19 protein-coding genes are annotated in these 20,141 nt (G+C 42.6%); 2 read left to right on the plus strand and 17 right to left on the minus strand.

The genetic code is table 11. The features are described from left to right. Nucleotide 1: 1 nt before the first annotated feature. The 4 genes from MKY71_RS10460 to MKY71_RS10475 are packed head-to-tail and all read right to left on the minus strand — an operon-like array spanning nucleotide 2 to nucleotide 3,659. A complete protein-coding gene (locus MKY71_RS10460; RefSeq protein WP_340732546.1) occupies nucleotides 2–1,111 on the minus strand; it encodes a M20/M25/M40 family metallo-hydrolase in 1,110 nt (369 codons plus the stop codon). 47 nt (nucleotides 1,112–1,158) lie between these two features. Then, nucleotides 1,159–2,139: a hypothetical protein gene (locus MKY71_RS10465; protein ID WP_340732547.1), complete on the minus strand. Its 981-nt coding sequence runs from the start codon at nucleotides 2,137–2,139 to the stop codon at nucleotides 1,159–1,161. Between the two features lie 53 nt (nucleotides 2,140–2,192). Continuing rightward, nucleotides 2,193–2,936, minus strand: a complete 744-nt coding sequence (locus tag MKY71_RS10470) for an AAA family ATPase (protein ID WP_340732548.1) — start codon at nucleotides 2,934–2,936, stop codon at nucleotides 2,193–2,195. Nucleotides 2,937–2,966: 30 nt separating this feature from the next. After that, nucleotides 2,967–3,659 carry an AIM24 family protein gene (locus MKY71_RS10475; protein WP_251687110.1) on the minus strand — a complete coding sequence of 231 codons (693 nt, stop codon included), beginning with the start codon at nucleotides 3,657–3,659 and terminating at the stop codon, nucleotides 2,967–2,969. Nucleotides 3,660–3,809: 150 nt separating this feature from the next. Here MKY71_RS10475 and MKY71_RS10480 point away from each other — a divergent pair, with 150 nt between their 5' ends. Continuing rightward, nucleotides 3,810–4,196 (plus strand): general stress protein, encoded by a 387-nt coding sequence (locus MKY71_RS10480; RefSeq protein WP_340732549.1) that lies wholly within the window; start codon nucleotides 3,810–3,812, stop codon nucleotides 4,194–4,196. A 230-nt stretch (nucleotides 4,197–4,426) separates the two neighbouring features. On the opposite strand, the gene MKY71_RS10485 is transcribed toward MKY71_RS10480, so the two are convergent. The 3 genes from MKY71_RS10485 to mce all read right to left on the minus strand — a co-directional run bounded on the left by MKY71_RS10485 (nucleotide 4,427) and on the right by mce (nucleotide 7,138). Further along, nucleotides 4,427–4,918, minus strand: coding sequence for a tetratricopeptide repeat protein (locus tag MKY71_RS10485; RefSeq protein ID WP_340732551.1), 492 nt, complete (start codon nucleotides 4,916–4,918; stop codon nucleotides 4,427–4,429). Between the two features lie 235 nt (nucleotides 4,919–5,153). Beyond that, complete coding sequence (locus tag MKY71_RS10490; protein WP_339171671.1) at nucleotides 5,154–6,722, minus strand: acyl-CoA carboxylase subunit beta; 1,569 nt, start codon at nucleotides 6,720–6,722, stop codon at nucleotides 5,154–5,156. A 2-nt stretch (nucleotides 6,723–6,724) separates the two neighbouring features. Beyond that, nucleotides 6,725–7,138, minus strand: coding sequence for a methylmalonyl-CoA epimerase (gene mce / locus MKY71_RS10495; RefSeq protein ID WP_079527547.1), 414 nt, complete (start codon nucleotides 7,136–7,138; stop codon nucleotides 6,725–6,727). Nucleotides 7,139–7,335: 197 nt separating this feature from the next. Here mce and prli42 point away from each other — a divergent pair, with 197 nt between their 5' ends. Then, nucleotides 7,336–7,431 (plus strand): stressosome-associated protein Prli42, encoded by a 96-nt coding sequence (gene prli42 / locus MKY71_RS10500; protein WP_008404197.1) that lies wholly within the window; start codon nucleotides 7,336–7,338, stop codon nucleotides 7,429–7,431. 89 nt (nucleotides 7,432–7,520) lie between these two features. Here prli42 and MKY71_RS10505 read toward each other — a convergent pair whose 3' ends face one another. From MKY71_RS10505 to MKY71_RS10550, 10 genes are all read right to left on the minus strand, one after another. Then, a complete protein-coding gene (locus MKY71_RS10505) occupies nucleotides 7,521–8,477 on the minus strand; it encodes an aromatic acid exporter family protein (RefSeq protein WP_339171676.1) in 957 nt (318 codons plus the stop codon). Between the two features lie 77 nt (nucleotides 8,478–8,554). Continuing rightward, nucleotides 8,555–8,995, minus strand: a complete 441-nt coding sequence (locus tag MKY71_RS10510) for a BrxA/BrxB family bacilliredoxin (protein ID WP_339171678.1) — start codon at nucleotides 8,993–8,995, stop codon at nucleotides 8,555–8,557. 74 nt (nucleotides 8,996–9,069) lie between these two features. After that, nucleotides 9,070–10,158 carry a methylmalonyl Co-A mutase-associated GTPase MeaB gene (gene meaB / locus MKY71_RS10515; protein ID WP_339199697.1) on the minus strand — a complete coding sequence of 363 codons (1,089 nt, stop codon included), beginning with the start codon at nucleotides 10,156–10,158 and terminating at the stop codon, nucleotides 9,070–9,072. Between the two features lie 2 nt (nucleotides 10,159–10,160). Further along, nucleotides 10,161–12,311, minus strand: coding sequence for a methylmalonyl-CoA mutase (scpA, locus tag MKY71_RS10520; RefSeq protein ID WP_339171680.1), 2,151 nt, complete (start codon nucleotides 12,309–12,311; stop codon nucleotides 10,161–10,163). Then, nucleotides 12,308–13,990 carry a methylmalonyl-CoA mutase family protein gene (locus MKY71_RS10525; RefSeq protein ID WP_339194803.1) on the minus strand — a complete coding sequence of 561 codons (1,683 nt, stop codon included), beginning with the start codon at nucleotides 13,988–13,990 and terminating at the stop codon, nucleotides 12,308–12,310. Before MKY71_RS10525 ends, scpA begins: the two co-directional genes overlap by 4 nt. Nucleotides 13,991–14,116: 126 nt before the next feature. Then, a complete protein-coding gene (locus MKY71_RS10530; RefSeq protein ID WP_340732553.1) occupies nucleotides 14,117–15,472 on the minus strand; it encodes a dihydrolipoamide acetyltransferase family protein in 1,356 nt (451 codons plus the stop codon). A 72-nt stretch (nucleotides 15,473–15,544) separates the two neighbouring features. Then, on the minus strand, nucleotides 15,545–16,528 hold the full coding sequence (locus MKY71_RS10535) for an alpha-ketoacid dehydrogenase subunit beta (RefSeq protein WP_339171688.1): 984 nt from the start codon (nucleotides 16,526–16,528) through the stop codon (nucleotides 15,545–15,547). Continuing rightward, on the minus strand, nucleotides 16,528–17,538 hold the full coding sequence (locus MKY71_RS10540) for a thiamine pyrophosphate-dependent dehydrogenase E1 component subunit alpha (RefSeq protein ID WP_339171689.1): 1,011 nt from the start codon (nucleotides 17,536–17,538) through the stop codon (nucleotides 16,528–16,530). The genes MKY71_RS10535 and MKY71_RS10540 overlap by 1 nt, the downstream gene beginning before the upstream one ends. A gap of 20 nt (nucleotides 17,539–17,558) precedes the next feature. After that, nucleotides 17,559–18,968 (minus strand): dihydrolipoyl dehydrogenase, encoded by a 1,410-nt coding sequence (lpdA, locus tag MKY71_RS10545; protein WP_339171691.1) that lies wholly within the window; start codon nucleotides 18,966–18,968, stop codon nucleotides 17,559–17,561. A gap of 55 nt (nucleotides 18,969–19,023) precedes the next feature. After that, nucleotides 19,024–20,118, minus strand: coding sequence for a Leu/Phe/Val dehydrogenase (locus MKY71_RS10550; protein ID WP_339171694.1), 1,095 nt, complete (start codon nucleotides 20,116–20,118; stop codon nucleotides 19,024–19,026). Between the last annotated feature and the right edge of the window lie 23 nt (nucleotides 20,119–20,141).

The raw sequence follows: 20,141 nt of genomic DNA on the forward strand, positions 1-20,141 counted from the left end.
CTTATTTCGTTGTTTGAACAACGATTTCTTCCAATAAATCAGCTAGTTTTTCTAGCTCTTCAACCGGCATTCTTTCGTTAGTTGTATGAATTTCCTCGTAACCAACCGATAAGTTTACAGTAGGAATACCGAACCCGGCGATAACGTTTGCATCACTGCCGCCTCCTGAAATACCTAGCTGTGGTGTACGTCCGACTGCTTCAACCGCTGCTTTTGCAACTTTCACCACTTGATCTTCTTCTGTCGCACGGAAGCCCGGATACATTAACTTCACTTCAACTTCAGCACGTGCACCCATTTCTTGTGCTACACGTTCAAATGTTTCTTTCATATGGTCCGTTTGGGCATTCAGTTTTGCTTCATCAATCGAACGGGCTTCTGCAAGAATCGATACTTCATCACATACGATATTTGTTGCTTTACCACCTTCAAAACGTCCGATATTCGCAGTTGTTTCTTCATCAAGACGGCCTAATTTCATTTGAGCAACCGCTTTTGCTGCAACAGTGATTGCAGAAATACCCTTTTCAGGTGCAACGCCTGCATGTGCTGTTTTACCGATGATTTTCGTAAATACTTTTGCCTGGAATGGAGCTGCAACGACGATACCGCCTACTTTGCCGTCACTATCAACCGCAAAACCGTATTTAGCGATGATTTTTGATGGATCCAGTTCTTTGGCACCGACTAATCCGCTTTCTTCACCAGCTGTAATGATGAATTGGATCGTACCGTGTGCGCTGTCTTTTTCTTTTAAGCGACGTGCCATTTCGAATAGTGCTGCGATACCCGCTTTATCATCCGCGCCAAGAATCGTTGTGCCGTCAGAATAAATATAGCCGTCCTCACGAATTTCCGGTTTAATGCCTTTACCCGGCACGACTGTATCCATATGTACTGTAAAGTAGATTGGCTCGATAGATTCATCGCCTTTTAATGTTGCGATAATGTTGCCTGCACCGTGACCATTGCGTGTGTGCGCATCATCCTGGAAAACATCAAAGCCCATATCTTCTAATTTTTTCACTAAAATTGGTGCGATTACTTCTTCGTGTTTTGTTTCAGAATCAATTTGCACTAATTCCAAAAACTCTTCTACTACTCGGTTCATGTTTGATAACTCCTTTAAATAACTAGTTTACGCTTTATTGTACGCCTCTATTTTTGAAAAAACAATGATTGATCATCGGCATTTAAAATGCTTTGTTTTTCTACTTGTAGCGCCTGTTCTTTTTCGATTGTGATGCTCAATTTCTGTTTCAAATCGCGAAGTGTATTCGCCACATCATCTTGCACACGCAAGAGCTGATCAATCGCAGTTGTAATCTTCGAATGAACCGACCAATCGGTGAAAATATTATCGAAAAAGTAATCCGTAAACATTACAAAACCATCCGTATGAACTTCCAATGTACTTTGACGCATCTCTTTAATGTCAAGCAGTTCATTTTGGAAACGTTGTAGGGCCATCTGTGCTTCATGTAAATAGCCATTCGTTTCTTCGAGCTTGTCGTGCTTTAACGCCGTCGCGATAAAGCCACCGCCTAAAAAAGTATCCCATGTGGAGTAGGATTTGGCATCCTGCAATTTGGAACCGGCATCCGTGAGCTTATTAAATGCCTGTTTACCCGCATCGATTGCTTCATGGATTTCGGTTTTCAGCTGTTTGCATAAAAGCTCCTGTTCAATGATGCCCGTTAATTCCTTTGCTGCTGCAGGTGCATTTGCCATCAGCCACACTTGTTTTTCATTTTCTATCTTCTTCAGCTGCTCACGAACAGTTGAAACATTGATCTTGCTCAATTGTTGTTCAAGTTGAACCCGGTCTTCCTGTAAATCTTTAAATGTTAACTGCGCTTCCACCAGCTTCAGCTCTATTACTGCAACCTGGTCCATATTTTCCTCAATGAGCTCATCTTTTTTACCTGACCAACTACGGAATAGATTCACAAACGAAAAACTTTCAAGCTTGTTTAGTTGCTGGCGTGTTCTTTGCAAATCGCGTTCATGCCGGTTCATATCCTGTTCGGCATGCTGGATTTGTTGGTCTAGGCTCTCGATTTTTTTATTCAGTTTTTCTGCTTCCAACAGTTGCAGTTGGTACTGTTCTGATTGCTGTTGTAATTGCTGCCATCCCATATTGTTCACTCCTTTACAGTTCCATTAAAGTTTCCGACTTCCAGAGTCGATTGCTAATCCAGTTCATCCTCATCTTCTACAAACAGCTCCTGCAGCATTCTTTCACGGTGCTGCAAAAAATACGAGGTTACCTGATAATGCTCGGTTTCTTCATACTTCACCTGCTCAATCCCTTTTTCATCAAACTGATAGATGACGGCATCGGGAAATCCAAGCAAAATTGGCGAATGTGTTGCGATAATGAATTGGACATTGCCCTGTTTCACTAAATCATTCATCAACGTTAAAAACGCCAGCTGTCTTGTTGGAGATAAAGCGGCTTCCGGCTCATCCAACAAATAAATGGCCTGCCCTGTAAACCGATGCTGGAACAGCGAGAAAAAAGATTCGCCGTGTGATTGGTGATGAAGTGATTTTCCCCCGTATGCTTTGTAGCCGTTCTGATCAGTTTCATCCAAGTGTGACGCAAACTGATAAAATGACTCGGCGCGCAGGAAAAAGCCATTCGTTACTTTTGGCCACCAGGAGAGCTTTACATAATCGCCTAGTGCGGATTCGGATTGATCCACATCATATGCCTTATAGTTTTGTGTACTGCCACCTGCCGTATTGAATCCGATCTGATCTGCAATCGCTTCGAGCAATGTTGATTTGCCCGCACCATTTTCTCCAACGAAAAACGTGACCTTCGCATCCACATCCAATTCATCCATATGGCGAATAAACGGAATCGAAAACGGGTACTCGCTATAGTTCGATATTTCTTCTTTTTTAAGTTTAACCGATTTTAAAAACATCTGTTTTCTCCTAACTTTATACCGCAGCCATTATGATTCCGACGATAAATACACTTCTTCAAATGGCTGAATGATGACAAATCCTTCACCGGAGAAGGCCATTTGGATTGATTCATTGCTGCCGCGTCCAATGAGTGTTCTGAACGTAATATCCGTTACAAACTCCGGTTTTAAATTACCGGACCATGCAACCGTCGCATTTGGGTCTGTATACACAGTTTCACCCGGCTTAACGATTAAGGTTAACGGCTCAAAATGAGTTGTAATCGCCACCTTACCTTTGCCGTCCAGCATAACGTTGAATAACCCGCCTGCCATCATACCGGCCATTTTGCGCATAAGTCGTATATCCCAATTGATCGATGGTTCAAATGCAAGCAGGTCATTGCCGTTCACGCACAGACTTTCGTTTTGCAGATCAAAAATGGTAATCTTTTTTCCTTGATCCGCTAAATATAACCGGCCTTTTCCTTTCGCTTTCATTAGCTGTGTACCTTCACCTGTCAAAGCTTTCTTAAACATTTTCGATACGCCATGCTCCAGCATGCGTTCACGCTCAAATTTAATCGAACCGACATAGGCGATCATCGCGCCCATTTTCGACCATACTTCCCCGTTCAGATTCACTTCGAGTACACGGTCGGTTTCCAGTTCAAAATAATCGTTTTCATTTTGGTCTTGCTGTGTCTTGTTGACAAAATCACGAATGGAATAGTTCCCCATCAGTAAAACCTCCCTTTTCCTGTTCTACGGATTAGACCCTGTATAAGTTTCGAATTTTCTGCATTTTATAATTGTATGGATGTACGATTGTTTTCAATCACTACCATCTCATTAAAAATTCCATTACAATGATAAAAAGAGGTGATCATGATGGAGTATCGACGTGAAATCGCTTTAGTGTACAATGTTGAGGAAGCTATGACAAAGCTGAACATTATTAGAGGGCACGGATTTTCCGAGCATGAAATCCATGTATTTTCAAAAGATATACACCCTTTACAGTCACTGAAAATGTATACAGATATTCAAGTCCATCTTGCCGGCAACTGGCTCGACCAGCTGATCAGTTTTATCATACGAAAAAATGTCTATGAAGTGAGTTTGCGAATTTTGAAATTAACTCCTGAAGAGACCGCCCATTATGGGCATGGCATTGAACTTGGGGCAATCTTTCTGTTTGCCGAGCACGAGCACCCGTATGAAAAGGAACCGAAAAAACAACAAGCAGCATTCAATCTGTCTAGAGCGGTGGATTAATAAAAACTACCGAGCATTATAGAAGAAATCATTTTAAAAATGGTTTATTTAAATGCATTTAAGGCAATGGTCAGCAACTTGCCCGAATTTGGGGATGCTTCTGTTGCAGTAAGCTCCATCGAAACGATAAAAATAACAGCTGTAGCCGATTAGGCTGGCCATCGCCATATTTATCACGTTAAGTACTCATCGTAATATGTGCAAATCCTTTACCTGAATGAACCTATCATTCAATTCCACACTTCATTTAATTTATCACTATAAAATGTAATGGCATTTCTGTACTTCTGAATTTGTTGATCAGACGAAGTGGCGGCTAAATTTTTCAATAGCAGCTCCATTGACCGTTCATGTTTCTCCAAGTTAAACAATGTCATCGCGTAAAATACTTGAATGGCTAAATTGTGCGGAAACATCTCCAACCCTTTTTCAAATGTATGTTTTGAATTCTCGTATTCCCCTAGTGTTCTGTATGTACTCCCAAGACCCAAATAAGCATTGGCTAAATCTTCATTATTTAAATCGCCTTGAATTGCTTTTTCATAGTATGGAACAGCTTTCGATTCTTTTCCTAGCACATCAAAGCTCCAAGCACACTGGTAATTTACATAGGCCTCGTTCGGGTGCTGTTCAACTAAACTTAATAATAGCTGATTGGATTGCTGTAATTCCCCATCATTTCTTAAATCAATTGCCCTCTGTAGTTGATAGATTTCCTTCATTCTTTGTCCTCCTAAATCGTCTTTCCTTTATCTAGCATAATGGCTTTTTGAAAATTTCACTATAATAAAATAGGAGGATTTACCATATTATAGGTCTGTAAATTTTATTAATTTTTTAGTACTTTTTTCTACTTTGTATTAATAAGGGCTTTTATTTAAGCAAAAAAACACCTCAAAAATGTTTGTATTGTGCACAAATCATTTAAGAGGTGTTTCTTAGCGCGCTTTATTAATTTTATAGCGGGATATTTCCGTGTTTTTTATATGGACGGTCTTCCTGTTTTGTAGAAAGCATATCCAATGCCTGGATTAGCTTAATACGTGTTTCACGTGGATCGATAACATCGTCAACCATACCGCGTGAAGCCGCTACATAAGGGTTTGCGAATTTTTCTTTGTATTCTTCAATTTTCGCTGCACGTGTCGCTTCCGGATCAGCCGATTTTGCAATCTCGCCTGCATGAATAATGTTTGCCGCACCAGCAGCACCCATTACCGCGATTTCCGCGTTTGGCCAAGCGAATACTAAGTCCGCGCCAATTGCTTTTGAGTTTAATGCTACGTACGCGCCGCCGTATGCTTTACGTAAAATAACTGTAATTTTTGGTACAGTCGCTTCTGAGTAGGCATAAAGGATTTTCGCACCGTGACGGATAATTCCACCGTGCTCTTGTTTAACACCTGGGAAGAAACCAGATACGTCTTCAAATGTAATAACAGGTACGTTGAATGCGTCACATGTACGCACGAAACGCGCTAGTTTATCAGATGAATCGATATCCAATCCACCCGCCAGGAACTTCGGCTGGTTACATACTAGACCAACTGATTCGCCTGCGATACGCGCGAAACCAACAACGATGTTTTTCGCGAATTCTTTTTGCACTTCCATGAATGAACCTTCATCAACTACTTGCTCTACTACTTTACGAACATCATAAGATTTTGTTTGGTCAATCGGCACAACATCAACTAGCTCTGAACGGAAGTTATCGCCTTCTGGAGCAGCTTGCTTCGGTGCTTTTTCTCTGTTGTTTTGTGGTAAGTAAGAAAGCAGTTGCTGAATTTGTGCAATGGCAGCTTCTTCGTTTTCAGCACGGAAGTGGGCATTCCCTGAAGTTGCGTTATGCACTTTAGAACCGCCAAGACCTTCTGCAGAAATTTTCTCGCCTGTTACTGTTTCAATTACTTTTGGACCCGTAATGAACATTTGAGATGTTTTATCAACCATTAAAATAAAGTCTGTAATCGCTGGTGAATAAACAGCACCACCCGCACACGGTCCCATAATTACAGAGATTTGCGGAATTACACCAGAATAAATTGAGTTACGGTAGAAAATGTGACCGTAGCCGTCAAGTGATAATACACCTTCTTGGATACGCGCACCGCCTGAATCGTTAATCCCGATAAATGGCGTACCGTTTTTCGCTGCCAAATCCATTACCGCTGCGATTTTTTTTGCGTGCATTTCACCAAGTGCTCCACCGAATACTGTGAAATCCTGCGCAAATAAATACACATTACGGCCATTGATTTTACCGAAACCAGTAACTACCCCGTCACCAGGGCCTTCAAGTTTTTCCATACCGAAATCAACTGTACGGTGTGTGATGAATGGATTGATTTCAACGAATGACCCATCATCCAATAACATATCAATACGTTCACGAGCAGTCATTTTCCCTTTTTCATGCTGCTTTTCAATACGCGCATCCCCGCCACCAAGCTGGATCGCTTCTTTACGGTCATAAAGCTCATTAATTTTATCAAACATATCTGGAGTTACTGCCATTGTTGTCATCGTTATTTATCCCCTTTTCCGCTTTTATCGCATAATTCATAAAGTACACCAAATGAGTCTTTCGGGTGTAAAAATGCTACTTCTGCGCCGCCAGCACCTGGTCCCGGCTCCTCAGATAATAGACGTACACCTTTTTCACGAAGTTCAGCCATGCGCTCACGAATACCAGTTACGCCGAATGCAACATGGTGAATGCCTTCTCCGCGCTTTTCCAAAAAGCCATGGATTGCGCTTTTTTCACTCATTGGTTCAAGCAGCTCAATTTTTACGTTGCCTGCATCGATAAAAGCAACTTTTACTTGCTGTGATTCTACTTCTTCCATCTTTAATAATTTCAAGCCTAACGTTTCTGTGTAATATGTAATACGTTCTTCAATATTACGTACGGCAATGCCGATATGATCCACTTTTTCCACGGTACTGACTCCCTTTTGAATAAAATTATTAATTCCCCCATATCTGAAACGTGTCCATACATGTTGAGGTGTTTATAGTAGGTGTTTGACGCCTGATAAAAAAATTTAAAAATTTCGAAAATGTAAAATCTAATGTACTTGAGAATTCCTTCAAATTTGATAAACTAGTACTAGTTCATATTGAAGGAGCGAAAAGAATGAGCAACAAAAAGTTTCAAAAAATAGTCGTTTATTCAATGGTTGTTATCATGTTAATCTCAACTGTTGCAATGGGTGTCGCAGCAATTATGTAATGGATGTTTAGGCATCCATTTTTTTATTTTCTCCTGAGGGTGAAGTTGATTTCCATCCCGGATCGGACGCTACACTCAATAATTCAGGATTATTTCATCCCCCTGAACGATTGTTTGATGACCAGGTATTCATCCATTTCTTCGATAAACTGATACAGTGCGGCCATTGCGAGGAATGTTTCGTGATCATTTGGCAATGGCATTTTGGCGAACTCTTCTTTTACTTTGTCGAGTTTTTCCAAAAAGCGGCTTGCCGTATTTCCTGAATGGACATTCTCGCTCAAGTCTTCCATGAAAGCTGCAATTAATGTAGCCTGCTCTGTCATTACCGGCAGTGTCGTAATTTTAGGCAACACGTGCTCAATAATTTCCAGCTGTCTTTCACGCATATCAAAATACAGGTAAAATGTATTTTCTTTACGCGTTACATGATTTTCTACATCTTGGAATGCCAGCGCTTTTCCTGCCTCGACCACTTTCGCCGCCTCGATCAGTTCATGACCGTCCCATAATGTATCGCCATCCCTCAAATACCCTGCAATTTCCGCAAGAATTTTCTTCAATAACGATTCCAATTTTTCGCGGTGGTAATACAGGCCTTGCTGGATATCCGGCATGTACATATTTACGACTAAACCAACCCCGTAACCGATAGCCATTAAGCAAAATTCATTAATAAGCAGATCGACCGTAAAATTGGCGGTCAAATAAATGTGCATCATGATGACCGAACTAGAAATAAACCCTTCTACTACTCTAAGAGAAACGATTGTCGGAATGAAAAGAATCATCACAATCCCTAAAACAACCGGCGAATAACCGAATATTTCGAAAAATATAAATGCATAAGCGATCCCGACAATTGTTGAAACAATCCGGGTATACACTGCATGTAAAGATTTACGTTTTGTTGGTTGAATGCTTAAAATCGTCAGAATACCAGCTGCCGTGAAAAACTGCAAATCAAAATATTGGGCAATTGCTATCGCAACGGCAGCACCAATGGCTGTTTTTAAAGTACGATAGCCGATTGAAAATTTCTTCATATCGGTTGAACTCCCCCGTTATAGGAGTGCAGCGGGTACATTCAAAATGCACCCGTTACACAATAACTCTAGTAAAATTAGATTTCTTCGCAGTTTTCCTCGAAGTGACCCTGAAGGTTTGTTACAACACTCATTGGGTCATGTCCTTCGATTTCAAAGCGGCCAACTTCTCCTACAACTTGTCCATCTTTCAATAATACAAATGATGGTGATGATGGGATGTGATCTTCACCGAAATAATAACGTGCAGCTGCAGTTGCCTCTTTATCTTGACCGGCAAATACTGTTACTAAATGGTCTGGACGTTTATCGTAATGTACGGCATGTGTTGCTGCAGGACGTGCAATACCGCCAGCACAACCACATACAGAATTCACCATAACAAGAGTTGTTCCTTGACGAGCAAACGCTGCTTCTACATCTTCCGGAGTGCGCAGTTGTTCATAACCTGCTGCTTCCATCTCTGCACGTGCAGTCGTTGTAATTTGTTGCATAAATAAATCATAATCCATGTTCATAAGCTTTTTAGCCCCTTTCTATGTTCCTTTTTATCATAGCAAGGTTACGAAAGATGTGCAAAGACTCTTGATTATCATCCATCTACATTTTTTTCGCCAAATAATGCATTAACCCCTTGTGTTACTGTTAGCTGGCCATGCAATATTTCTTCCTCAAGTGACCGGACCTGCTTTTTGCGATCCGGATTTTTATAGAACGAATCGATTAGATGATCGGTAATCATCGTATGGAACCAGTCGCGTGTTTGCTCATGGCGACGTGTCGTCCAATAATTCGACTGCTTTGTTGTTTGCTCAAACTGCATCAGCATGTCCCAAACTTTGTCGAGCCCCGTTTTTTCTAGAGAAGATACGGTCAGTGACGTACTGAGCCAGCCAGGAGTCGACGGCTGTAGGAAATGAAGGATCTGCTTGTATTCCTGCATTGTCCGGCGTGCAGGGCGTACATTATCCCCGTCCGCTTTATGGACGATAATGCCATCTGCAAGCTCCATAATGCCCTTCTTCATCCCTTGAAGCTCATCTCCCGCACCTGTTAGCACGAGCAGCAGGAAGAAGTCGACCATGCCGCGCACATATGTTTCACTTTGACCGACACCGACTGTTTCAATCAAAATGACGTCATAGCCTGCCGCTTCACATACGAGCATCGTTTCGCGTGATTTTTTATGGACACCGCCTAATGTACCGGCACTCGGTGATGGACGGACAAATGCATTTTCCTGGCGTACCAGTTCTTCCATCCGTGTTTTGTCCCCTAAAATACTGCCGCCTGAAAGCGATGAACTCGGGTCGATTGCAAGTACCGCCACACGCTTGCCCATTTTGCACAGCATTGTACCGAATGCTTCGATAAACGAACTTTTCCCCGCCCCCGGTACACCAGTGATGCCAATACGGATTGAATTACCTGTATAAGGCAACAGTTCCTGCAGCAGCTTCTGTGCTTCTTCCTTATGGGCATTGTTCGAGCTTTCAATGAGTGTTATCGCTTTTGCGAGCGAAGTACGGTTACCCGCACGTACTTCGCTTGCCAGCGTCTGTAGATCAAGTGCTTCCTGCTTTTTTTTCCGGAACTTTTTCGGGTTTGAATAGCTCATACCATCATGACCACCCTTCACACCATCCATAACAAATAAAGCGCTCTTCTCATCTTGTGGCATCACTACTCTGCCACTTCCTCATAACCTAACTTTTTATAAATTTCTTCTATAATACGGATTGCCGATACTGGAATTACAGTACCTGGTCCGAAGATTGCTGCTGCACCTGCTTCATACAGGAACTCATAGTCTTGAGCCGGGATGACACCGCCGCAAATGACGATAATGTCTTCGCGACCTAGTTTCTTCAATTCAGCTACAAGTTCAGGCACTAATGTTTTATGACCCGCTGCTAACGAAGATACGCCGATACAGTGTACGTCATTTTCATTTGCCATTTGTGCTGTTTCTTCCGGTGTCATGAACAACGGAGAAATATCGACATCGAAACCTAAGTCCGCATAGCCAGTTGCTACAACTTTTGCTCCGCGGTCATGTCCGTCTTGTCCCATTTTCGCCACTAAAATACGTGGACGGCGACCTTCTGCTTCCAGGAAGTCTTCTGTCATTTGCTTCACTTCTGAAATCATTTCATCATCCGAGAAGTTAGCAGAGTAGACTCCGGAAATTGAACGGATAACTGCTTTATGACGGCCGGATACCGCTTCAATCGCATCCGAAATTTCACCTAATGATGCACGTGCTCTCGCCGCATCCACTGCAACAGCTAATAGGTTTTCAGAGCCGTCTTCAGCCGCTTTTGTAATTCGGGCTAAATGTTTTTGTACTTCCGCTTCATCACGAGTAGCCTTCATTTTTTCAAGGCGGGCAATTTGTGACTCGCGTACGATTGCATTGTCGATATCCAAAATGTCGATTGGATCTTCTTCAGCAAGACGGTATTTGTTTACGCCGACAATCGTTTCTGTTTTTGAATCGATTTTCGCCTGACGTTTAGCCGCTGCTTCTTCAACTTTCATTTTCGGAAGCCCTGTCTCAATCGCTTTTGCCATTCCGCCAAGTGCTTCGATTTCTTCGATTAATGCCCATGCTTTTTCTGTCAGCTCTTCTGTCAGTTTTTCAACATAGTACGAGCCGCCCCATGGATCGATTACTTTTGTCATTCCTGTTTCTTCTTGCAGGAATAGCTGTGTATTACGTGCAATACGCGCCGAGAAGTCTGTCGGTAAAGCAATGGCCTCATCCAGCGCGTTCGTATGAAGTGACTGTGTGTGACCCATCGCTGCCGCGTTTGCCTCGATTAATGTACGAGTTACGTTATTGAACGGATCTTGCTCTGTTAAACTCCAGCCTGATGTTTGCGAGTGTGTACGAAGTGCAAGAGACTTCGAGTTTTTCGGATTGAATGTAGACATCATCTGTGCCCAAATACGACGTGCTGCACGCATTTTTGCAACTTCCATGTAATAGTTCATGCCGATCGCCCAGAAGAACGATAAACGCGGTGCAAATGCATCGATATCAATGCCTGCTTTTAAACCAGTACGTACATATTCAAGACCGTCTGCCAATGTATAGGCAAGCTCGATATCATTTGTCGCACCCGCTTCTTGAATATGGTAACCCGAAATGGAAATCGAGTTGAATTTCGGCATGAATTTCGCCGTATATTCAAAAATGTCCGCAATGATTTTCATCGACATTGCCGGTGGGTAGATATATGTGTTACGTACCATGTACTCTTTTAAGATGTCGTTTTGGATCGTACCGGCCAATTTATCAGGCGATACTCCCTGTTCTTCAGCTGCAACGATGTAGAAAGCTAGAATCGGTAATACGGCACCGTTCATCGTCATCGATACTGACATTTGATCGAGTGGAATACCGTCGAATAAAATTTTTGCATCTTCAACCGAATCGATTGCAACGCCGGCTTTTCCGACATCCCCTGTTACACGAGGGTGATCCGAGTCATAACCGCGGTGTGTTGCTAAGTCGAATGCTACTGAAAGCCCTTTTTGACCCATTGCCAAGTTACGACGGTAGAAAGCATTTGATTCTTCCGCTGTCGAGAAACCTGCATATTGACGCACTGTCCATGGACGCGCGACATACATTGTCGGATATGGGCCACGTGTATTCGGCGCAATACCAGCCACATCTTTTAAATGTTTTGCATCTTGAATGTCTTCTTTATTGTAGACAGAATTCACTTCAATGCCTTCATTTGTCACGTACGAGCCTGTAGAAGTAAGTTGCTCTTGTTTTAATACATCTTCAATGACAACCGTTGCGAAATTTGCTTTACTCATTGTTGTACCCCCTTCACGCTCATCACGACATCCGATAGCTTTTCTACGATATTCTGACCTGCATGAATAAAGCCGTTTAAGCCTTTTGCAGTCCATGCCGCTTCTTCTTCTTTATATTTACCAGCCACGTCCAATACAACTGTTTGTTTTTTATTTTCTAACAATGCTGGAACAATGGCTTTCGTATCTTCATCCGTTGCTGCTATTACTACATAGTCATAGTCTTCGCTTGCCAGCCAAGCTGTTGCGTCTTCAACTGTTTGGAAGCCTGCTGTCTGATATGCTACGATGCCCGCTGTTGCGAAGAATCCTTGTACAAAATCTGCGCGCGGCTTATAGTTTTTCAGTTCGCCGAATGTCAAAATCGCTGCCTTGATTCCAGTTTGTGCATAAGTTGCACGTAAGTTTTCGAATGGAACGGCAAGACGTTTTACATCTGCAAATTGTGCATTCTCAGTTGTTGCTACTGTGTCTTGCGGATTCGCATAAATGTTAGTACCGATTAATGAATGCTTGCGTGTTTCCACTTGCTTCATGCGCTCCTGATATACTTCCTCAATTTGAGCATCGATCCCGTATGTTTCCAATCCGCCAGCAATTTCGATTTCCAAGAACAGTGCCCATGCTTCTTTTACATAGTCTGCTGTTAATGATTCGATAAAATATGAACCGCCTGATGGATCGATTACATTTGTTACATGCGACTCTTCCTTCGTAACAAGGGATACATTACGTGCAATACGGATTGACTGCGCTGATACACCTGTCAAAGCATCATGCGGGTGTACTGTAATAACATCTGCACCGCCGATTGCCGCTGAGAACGCTTCATTGCCTGCACGTAACAGGTTTACATAAACATCATATTTCGAGAAGCTGCGTACCGAAGTTTCCACAACGACCGGGACAGCGCTTGCTTCATTGCCGAATGCTGAAGCAAACGCTTTCCATAATACTTTGAAGGCACGAAGTTTTGCTACTTCTGCAAAGAATTGCGTATCGACCGCAAACTGTACGAAAAACTTCTGTTCAAATGCTTTAAAATCTTCTACTGTAGTGGCAAGTTTTGCTGCTTGTGCAAGCGCAATCGCAAGCTCTTGAACTGCATTAGCACCGTCATTATGGAACGGAATTGTATTTGCCCCAAAAGTGCGGACGTTTGGATAGTCAGCTAATTCCACTGATTCTGGGGAAACGATGTAGCCTACAATATCACTACGTTTAGCTTCGTCAATATATTTGAATACATCCAGCACCGCATCTTCAGCAGAAGAAACGATAAATTTAAATGAATTTTCGGATAAATATGAAGCGAGTTTTTCGCTATCTTGTTCAGTCCAGTCAAATGCAACCGGGCTGTTGATTGTAATCATTTCATTGCCGCGTGATAAGCTATCCTCGATATTGGCAAAAAAGCTGGCTGCGTCATTGCCGGCAATTTGCTGGGCAACAGTGAAGCTCGTCTGTTTTGTTAAAGAACGGATTGTTGATACTTGTTTCTCCAGTTGATCTCCCAATTTTTCGATTAAGCTTTCTTCTGTATAAAGTGGGTCAAGTGTTATATTTTCAATTGTCTTTGTAAATAAGGATTCAAACGGTTTTCCTTTTAATGCTTTTACCGCTTCTTCCTTCCACTGCTCATAGCTAGCTGTTTGAAATTCGATCTCTTTCATATTCATTGACATGTGGTCGCTAAGTAGCTTCCCCCCTTGTTATATTTCTGTACTATAGTTTACACGAGAATGTTCTGACAATAAAGAGAAAAAAAACGTGAAAGCCTTATTTCATAGGCTTTCACGACATTTTCAGTAGACTGACATCTTCTGTTTATCGACATTTTCGAGAATTTCTTTCACACGAGATAAGAATTTACCACAAATCATCCCATCCAAAATTCTATGGTCTAATGATAAACATAAATTCACCATTGAGCGTGGTGCAATCATATTCCCCTGTACTATTACAGGTCTTTTTACAATACTTTCCACCTGTAAAATTGCTGCCTGTGGATGATTGATAATGCCCATCGACTGAACAGAACCAAATGAACCGGTATTATTGACAGTAAATGTACCACCTTGCATATGTTCCATTTTCAGTTTACCGTTGCGTACAAGATGCGCATATTCATGAATTTCTTTCGCAATGCCTTTAATCGATTTTTCATCGACATTTTTGATAACCGGCACAAATAATGCATCATCCGTAGCTACAGCAATCGATAAATTAATATCTTTCTTCTGAATGATCTTATCTTCCGCCCAAACCGAATTGATGATCGGGAATTCTTTAAGCGCCTGAGAGACCGCTTTTAGGAAGAATGCAAAATACGTCAGATTGAATCCTTCTTTTTTCTTGAAATCTTCTTTTATGCTGTCACGGTATTCAACTAGCTCTGTCACATCGACTTCCATCATCATCCATGCATGCGGAATTTCATGTGTGCTGCGCAGCATATTTTTCGCAATCGCTTTACGCACTTGTGTCACCGGAATTTCGATATCTCCTGCAGCAACAGGAATGTCCTGTTTTTGCTGTGGTGCAGGTGCCGAAGTTTGCGTAGCGCTTTGTGCTGACGTTTGTGGAGACGATTCTTGTTTTTGTTCAGCAAATGCTGTTGGTTGTTCATCATTCGAAATGTCCTGATTTGTCGGCTTCCCTGCAGCAATATAAGCTTCGACATCTTTTCTTGTAATCCGATTGCCAACACCTGTGCCGGTAATCTGAGACAAGTCGACATCATGTTCATTGGCCATTGATAAAACAGCAGGTGAAAAACGACCAGGCTTGCGTTCTGTGCGCTCTGGTTTGTCTTCTTTTTTCGCTGCCGGTTTTTCTTCTTTCTTCTGTGAGCCGGCATTTAAAATGGCCGAGCTGACATTCGAGCTTTTTTCTGCCGGTGCTGGCAGCAATTCAGAGCCTTCCACTTCAATCGCGCATACTACTGCGCCTACCGGCAATGTTTCACCTTCGTTTGCGATTAACTCTGTAATTACCCCTGCAAACGAAGAAGGGATTTCGGCACTAACTTTGTCTGTTGTTACTTCTGCTAATGGATCATATTTATTTACTTTATCTCCCACTTGGACGAGCCAGCGTTCAATCTTACCTTCTGTTACACTTTCTCCAAGTTGCGGCATGACGATATTTTGAATTGTCATCAAACAATCCCCCTTTAACTAATAGGCCTTTGCTGTTTGTTTAGGATTCTTATACAATCCCAATTCTATCAACTAGAATTCAGCGAGTTCGCGAATTGCTTTTTCTACTTTGTCAGGATTAATCATGAAGAACTTTTCCATTGTTGGTGCGTATGGCATTGCTGGTACATCCGGTCCTGCGAGACGTTTGATCGGTGCATCCAGTTCAAATAGGCAATGCTCTGCAATAATGGCTGCCACTTCACTCATAATGCTGCCTTCTTTATTGTCTTCAGTGATAAGAAGGATTTTACCTGTTTTTCTTGCCGCTTCAATAATCGCTTCTTGATCTAACGGGTAAACAGTACGCAAATCTAAAATATGTGTTTCGATGCCGTCTTTAGCCAGACGTTCTGCTGCCTGCAATGCAAAATGAACCGCAAGACCGTATGTGATGACTGTTACATCATCACCTTCACGTTTCACATCGGCTTTTCCGATCGGCAATGTATAATCATCTGTCGGTACTTCGCCTTTAATTAGGCGATATGCACGTTTATGTTCGAAAAACAGTACTGGATCCGGATCGCGAATGGCCGCTTTTAACAAGCCTTTTGCATCATATGGTGTTGATGGAATGACAATCTTCAATCCAGGTGTCCCTGCAAACATCGCTTCAACCGATTGTGAGTGATAAAGGGCACCATGAATTCCCCCACCAAATGGCGCACGCACGACTAAAGGACAGCTCCAGTCATTGTTCGAGCGGTAACGAATTTTTGCCGCTTCCGAAACAATCTGGTTTACAGCAGGCATGATAAAGTCCGCAAACTGCATTTCAGCAATCGGACGCATGCCGTACATTGCTGCACCGATGGCAACACCGGCAATTGCACTTTCCGCTAACGGTGTATCTAGTACACGCGCTTCGCCGAACTGGTCATACAAGCCTGTTGTCGCTTTGAACACGCCGCCTTTTAAGCCGACATCTTCCCCTAATACGAAGACGCGGTCATCGCGCTCCATTTCTTCTTTCATCGCTAGGTTAATCGCATCAATATAAGAAATTACCGGCATTACGCATCTTCTCCTTCCGCATACACAAAACGCAATGCATGTTCTGGCGAGGCATAAGCTGCATTTTCTGCATAATCTGTCGCTTCATTGACAGTATCCATAATTTTTTTGTTTATTTCTTCAAATAGCGCATCATCCGCTATTCCGTTGTCTTTTAAGTATGTTTCAAATAAAATAATCGGGTCTTTTGCTTTTCCTTCTGCAATATCTTCAGCTGTACGATATTGACGATCATCATCATCCGAAGAATGGGCTGTCAGTCGGAACGAAACCGTTTCGATCAATGATGGCCCTTCACCGCGACGTGCACGATCAGCCGCTTCTTTTACCACTTTATATACTTCCAATGGATTTTTGCCGTCCACTGTCACACCAGGCATCCCGTAGCCGATTGCACGATCTGATACTTGTGCACACCCAAGTTGACGCTCAACCGGAACAGAAATTGCATATTGGTTGTTTTCTACCATGATAATAACCGGCAGTTTGTGTACTCCTGCAAAGTTTGCTCCTTCATGGAAGTCCCCTTGGTTTGACGAACCTTCACCAAGTGTTACAAATGTGATAAAGTCCTTTTGCTGCATTTTTCCTGCAAGTGCAACACCGACCGCGTGCGGTACTTGTGTCGTTACAGGAGAAGAACCCGTAAGTATACGATTTTCTTTTTGACCGAAATGCCCCGGCATTTGACGCCCGCCAGAGTTCGGATCTTCCGCCTTCGCAAACGCCGAAAGCATTAAATCTTTTGCCGTCATGCCGAAATGAAGGACAACCCCCATATCGCGATAGTACGGCGCAATATAATCCTTTGTATGATCAAGGGCAAAGGCAGCACCTACTTGAGCCGCCTCTTGTCCTTGGCATGAAATAACAAATGGTATTTTGCCTGCACGGTTTAACAGCCACATCCGCTCATCAATACGGCGTGCCATCAGCATTGTTTCGTACATTTTCAGCACATCTTCATTCGTCAATCCTAATTGTTCATGTGTAATATTAGTGTCCGTCATAAAATACCCCCTTGTCACTATTAAAAATGAATCGCTTTGCCTTCAATCGCCAGCGCGGCTTCCCCAATAATTTCGCTCAACGAAGGATGCAAATGCACCATCTGTCCAACTTCCCATGGTGAGGCATTTAAGAATAAACCAAGAGCAGCTTCAGAAATTAAATCCGTTGCATGCGGTCCGATTAAATGGACGCCGACAACATCATTCGAACTTTCATCGGCAACTACTTTCACAAAGCCTCCTGTTTCACCATAGACAATCGCTTTACCGATCGCTTTAAACGGGAATGTTGTTGTCACAACTTTATAGCCGTTGTTTTTCGCTTGCTCTTCCGTAAGGCCGACACTTGCGACTTCCGGATTACTGTAGACGCCTCGTGCAATATTGGCATAATGCAGTGGAATCGAATTCTGTCCCGCGATATGCTCGACAGCACGTATCCCTTCATGTGAAGCAACATGTGCCAACTGCATGCCACCGATCACGTCTCCTATAGCATATATATGACGTTCTTTCGTCTGGAAATGTTCGTTTACTGAAATATATCCTTTATCCAGTTCGATTTCCGTGTTCTCCAAACCGATATTAGATGTGTTCGCTACCCTTCCGACTGATAGCAAAAGTGCTTCTGCTGAAATGGTTTCATCATTAACTTGTAGCGTTACATCTTCCTTCGTATCAATTGCTGAAGGATCGAGTTTAACATTGAAATGAACGTTTACCCCGCGCTTTTTCAAAGATTTCAGCATCTCTGCGGAAATGGCTGCATCTTCAGTTGGAAGCAAACGGTCACCTAGCTCGATAATCGTAACTTCGACATCGAAATCAGTAAGCATTGACGCCCATTCGACACCAATTACGCCACCACCGATAATAATGGCCGACTTTGGAAGCTTCTCGATTGTCAGGAATTCATCAGATGTGAACACCTTTTTCCCGTCCACTTTCAACCCATCCAATGTGCGAGGACGTGAACCTGTCGCAATAATGACGTTTTGCGGAACAAGCATCTCATTTTCTGTGCCGTCATTCATTTCCACTGAAATCGTACCTGGCATCGGTGAGAAAATAGATGGCCCTAAAATACGGCCGAACCCGTCATAAACATCGATTTTTCCTTTTTTCATCAAATGCTGGACACCTTTGTAAAGTTTATCGACTACGGTAGCCTTTCTTTGTTGGACACGTTCAAAGTCGATTTTGACGTCATTCACTTCCACTCCAAAATCAAGTGCCTTTTTCGATTGTACATATACTTCAGCACTTCGAAGCAATGCTTTAGTAGGAATACATCCTGCATGCAGGCATGTACCCCCCATTTTGTTTTTTTCGACGATTGCCGTTTTCAATCCGAGCTGTGAGGCACGGATTGCGGCTACATAACCGCCTGTGCCCCCGCCTAAAATAACGACATCATAATCTTTTGCCATAACCGACACCCCTTTTTCCAGTTACAAAATCAATTACTTCTTTCGGAACCGCGACTTAGCGCCCGTTTAAAATATTTTTTTCGTTTTGAAGGAACTGACTGCGGGATTTCGCTACACGAGCAATACGCTCTTCCGCTAAACGGTTTGCTGCTAAATAAGTTGGAATATCTTCTTCTTTTGAAATTGCAAAAATCTTTTCCAAGCTTGTGTAAATCGTTTCAACACGCTTCATTGCGCGCTCGCGATTGTAGCCGTATAACTCATCTGCTACGTTAATAACCCCACCTGCATTAATTACATAATCCGGTGCATAAACAATGCCTAAATCATGCAATACTTTACCATGTCTTGATTCTGCCAGCTGATTGTTTGCAGACCCAGCAATAACCTTCGCTTTGAACGTTGGAATTGTTTGATCATTAACAATTGCGCCAAGTGCACATGGTGAGAAAATGTCCACATCTTGTGAGTAAATCTCGTCAGGTGCTACAGCTACCGCTCCAAAGTCTGCTACGACACGATCGATTGCTTGCTGATTAATGTCCGTTACGATTAGTTTCGCTCCTTCATTATGCAAGTATTCACATAATGTGTACGCAACATTCCCAAGACCTTGAACCGCTACTTTACGTCCTGCAAGTGAATCGTCTCCAAATGCTTCTTTCGCTGCTGCTTTCATTCCTAAAAATACACCATACGCTGTAATTGGCGATGGATTGCCCGAGCTGCCGAATGCCGGTGAAATACCTGTCACATAATTTGTCTCTTCATGGATTAAATCCATATCGGCAACTGTTGTACCTACATCTTCCGCCGTAATATATCGACCATTCAACCCTTGAATGAAACGTCCTAATGCACGGAACATTTCTTCATTTTTATCTTTGAACGGATCTCCAATAATAACTGTTTTACCGCCACCTAAATTTAAGCCTGCCGCCGCATTTTTATAAGTCATACCGCGTGCTAGACGAAGTGCATCTTCAATCGCTGCTTCCTCTGAGGCATATGTCCACATGCGCGAACCCCCAAGAGCAGGACCCAATGTTGTATCATGAATAGCAATAACCGCTTTTAACCCCGATGCCTCATCTTGGCAAAAGACTACCTGTTCAAAATCATATTTCTGCATGTACTTGAAAATTTCCATAACACTATACCCCTCCACTCAAG

This window comes from Solibacillus sp. FSL W7-1324, from assembly GCF_038008025.1.
GTDB lineage: Bacteria > Bacillota > Bacilli > Bacillales_A > Planococcaceae > Solibacillus.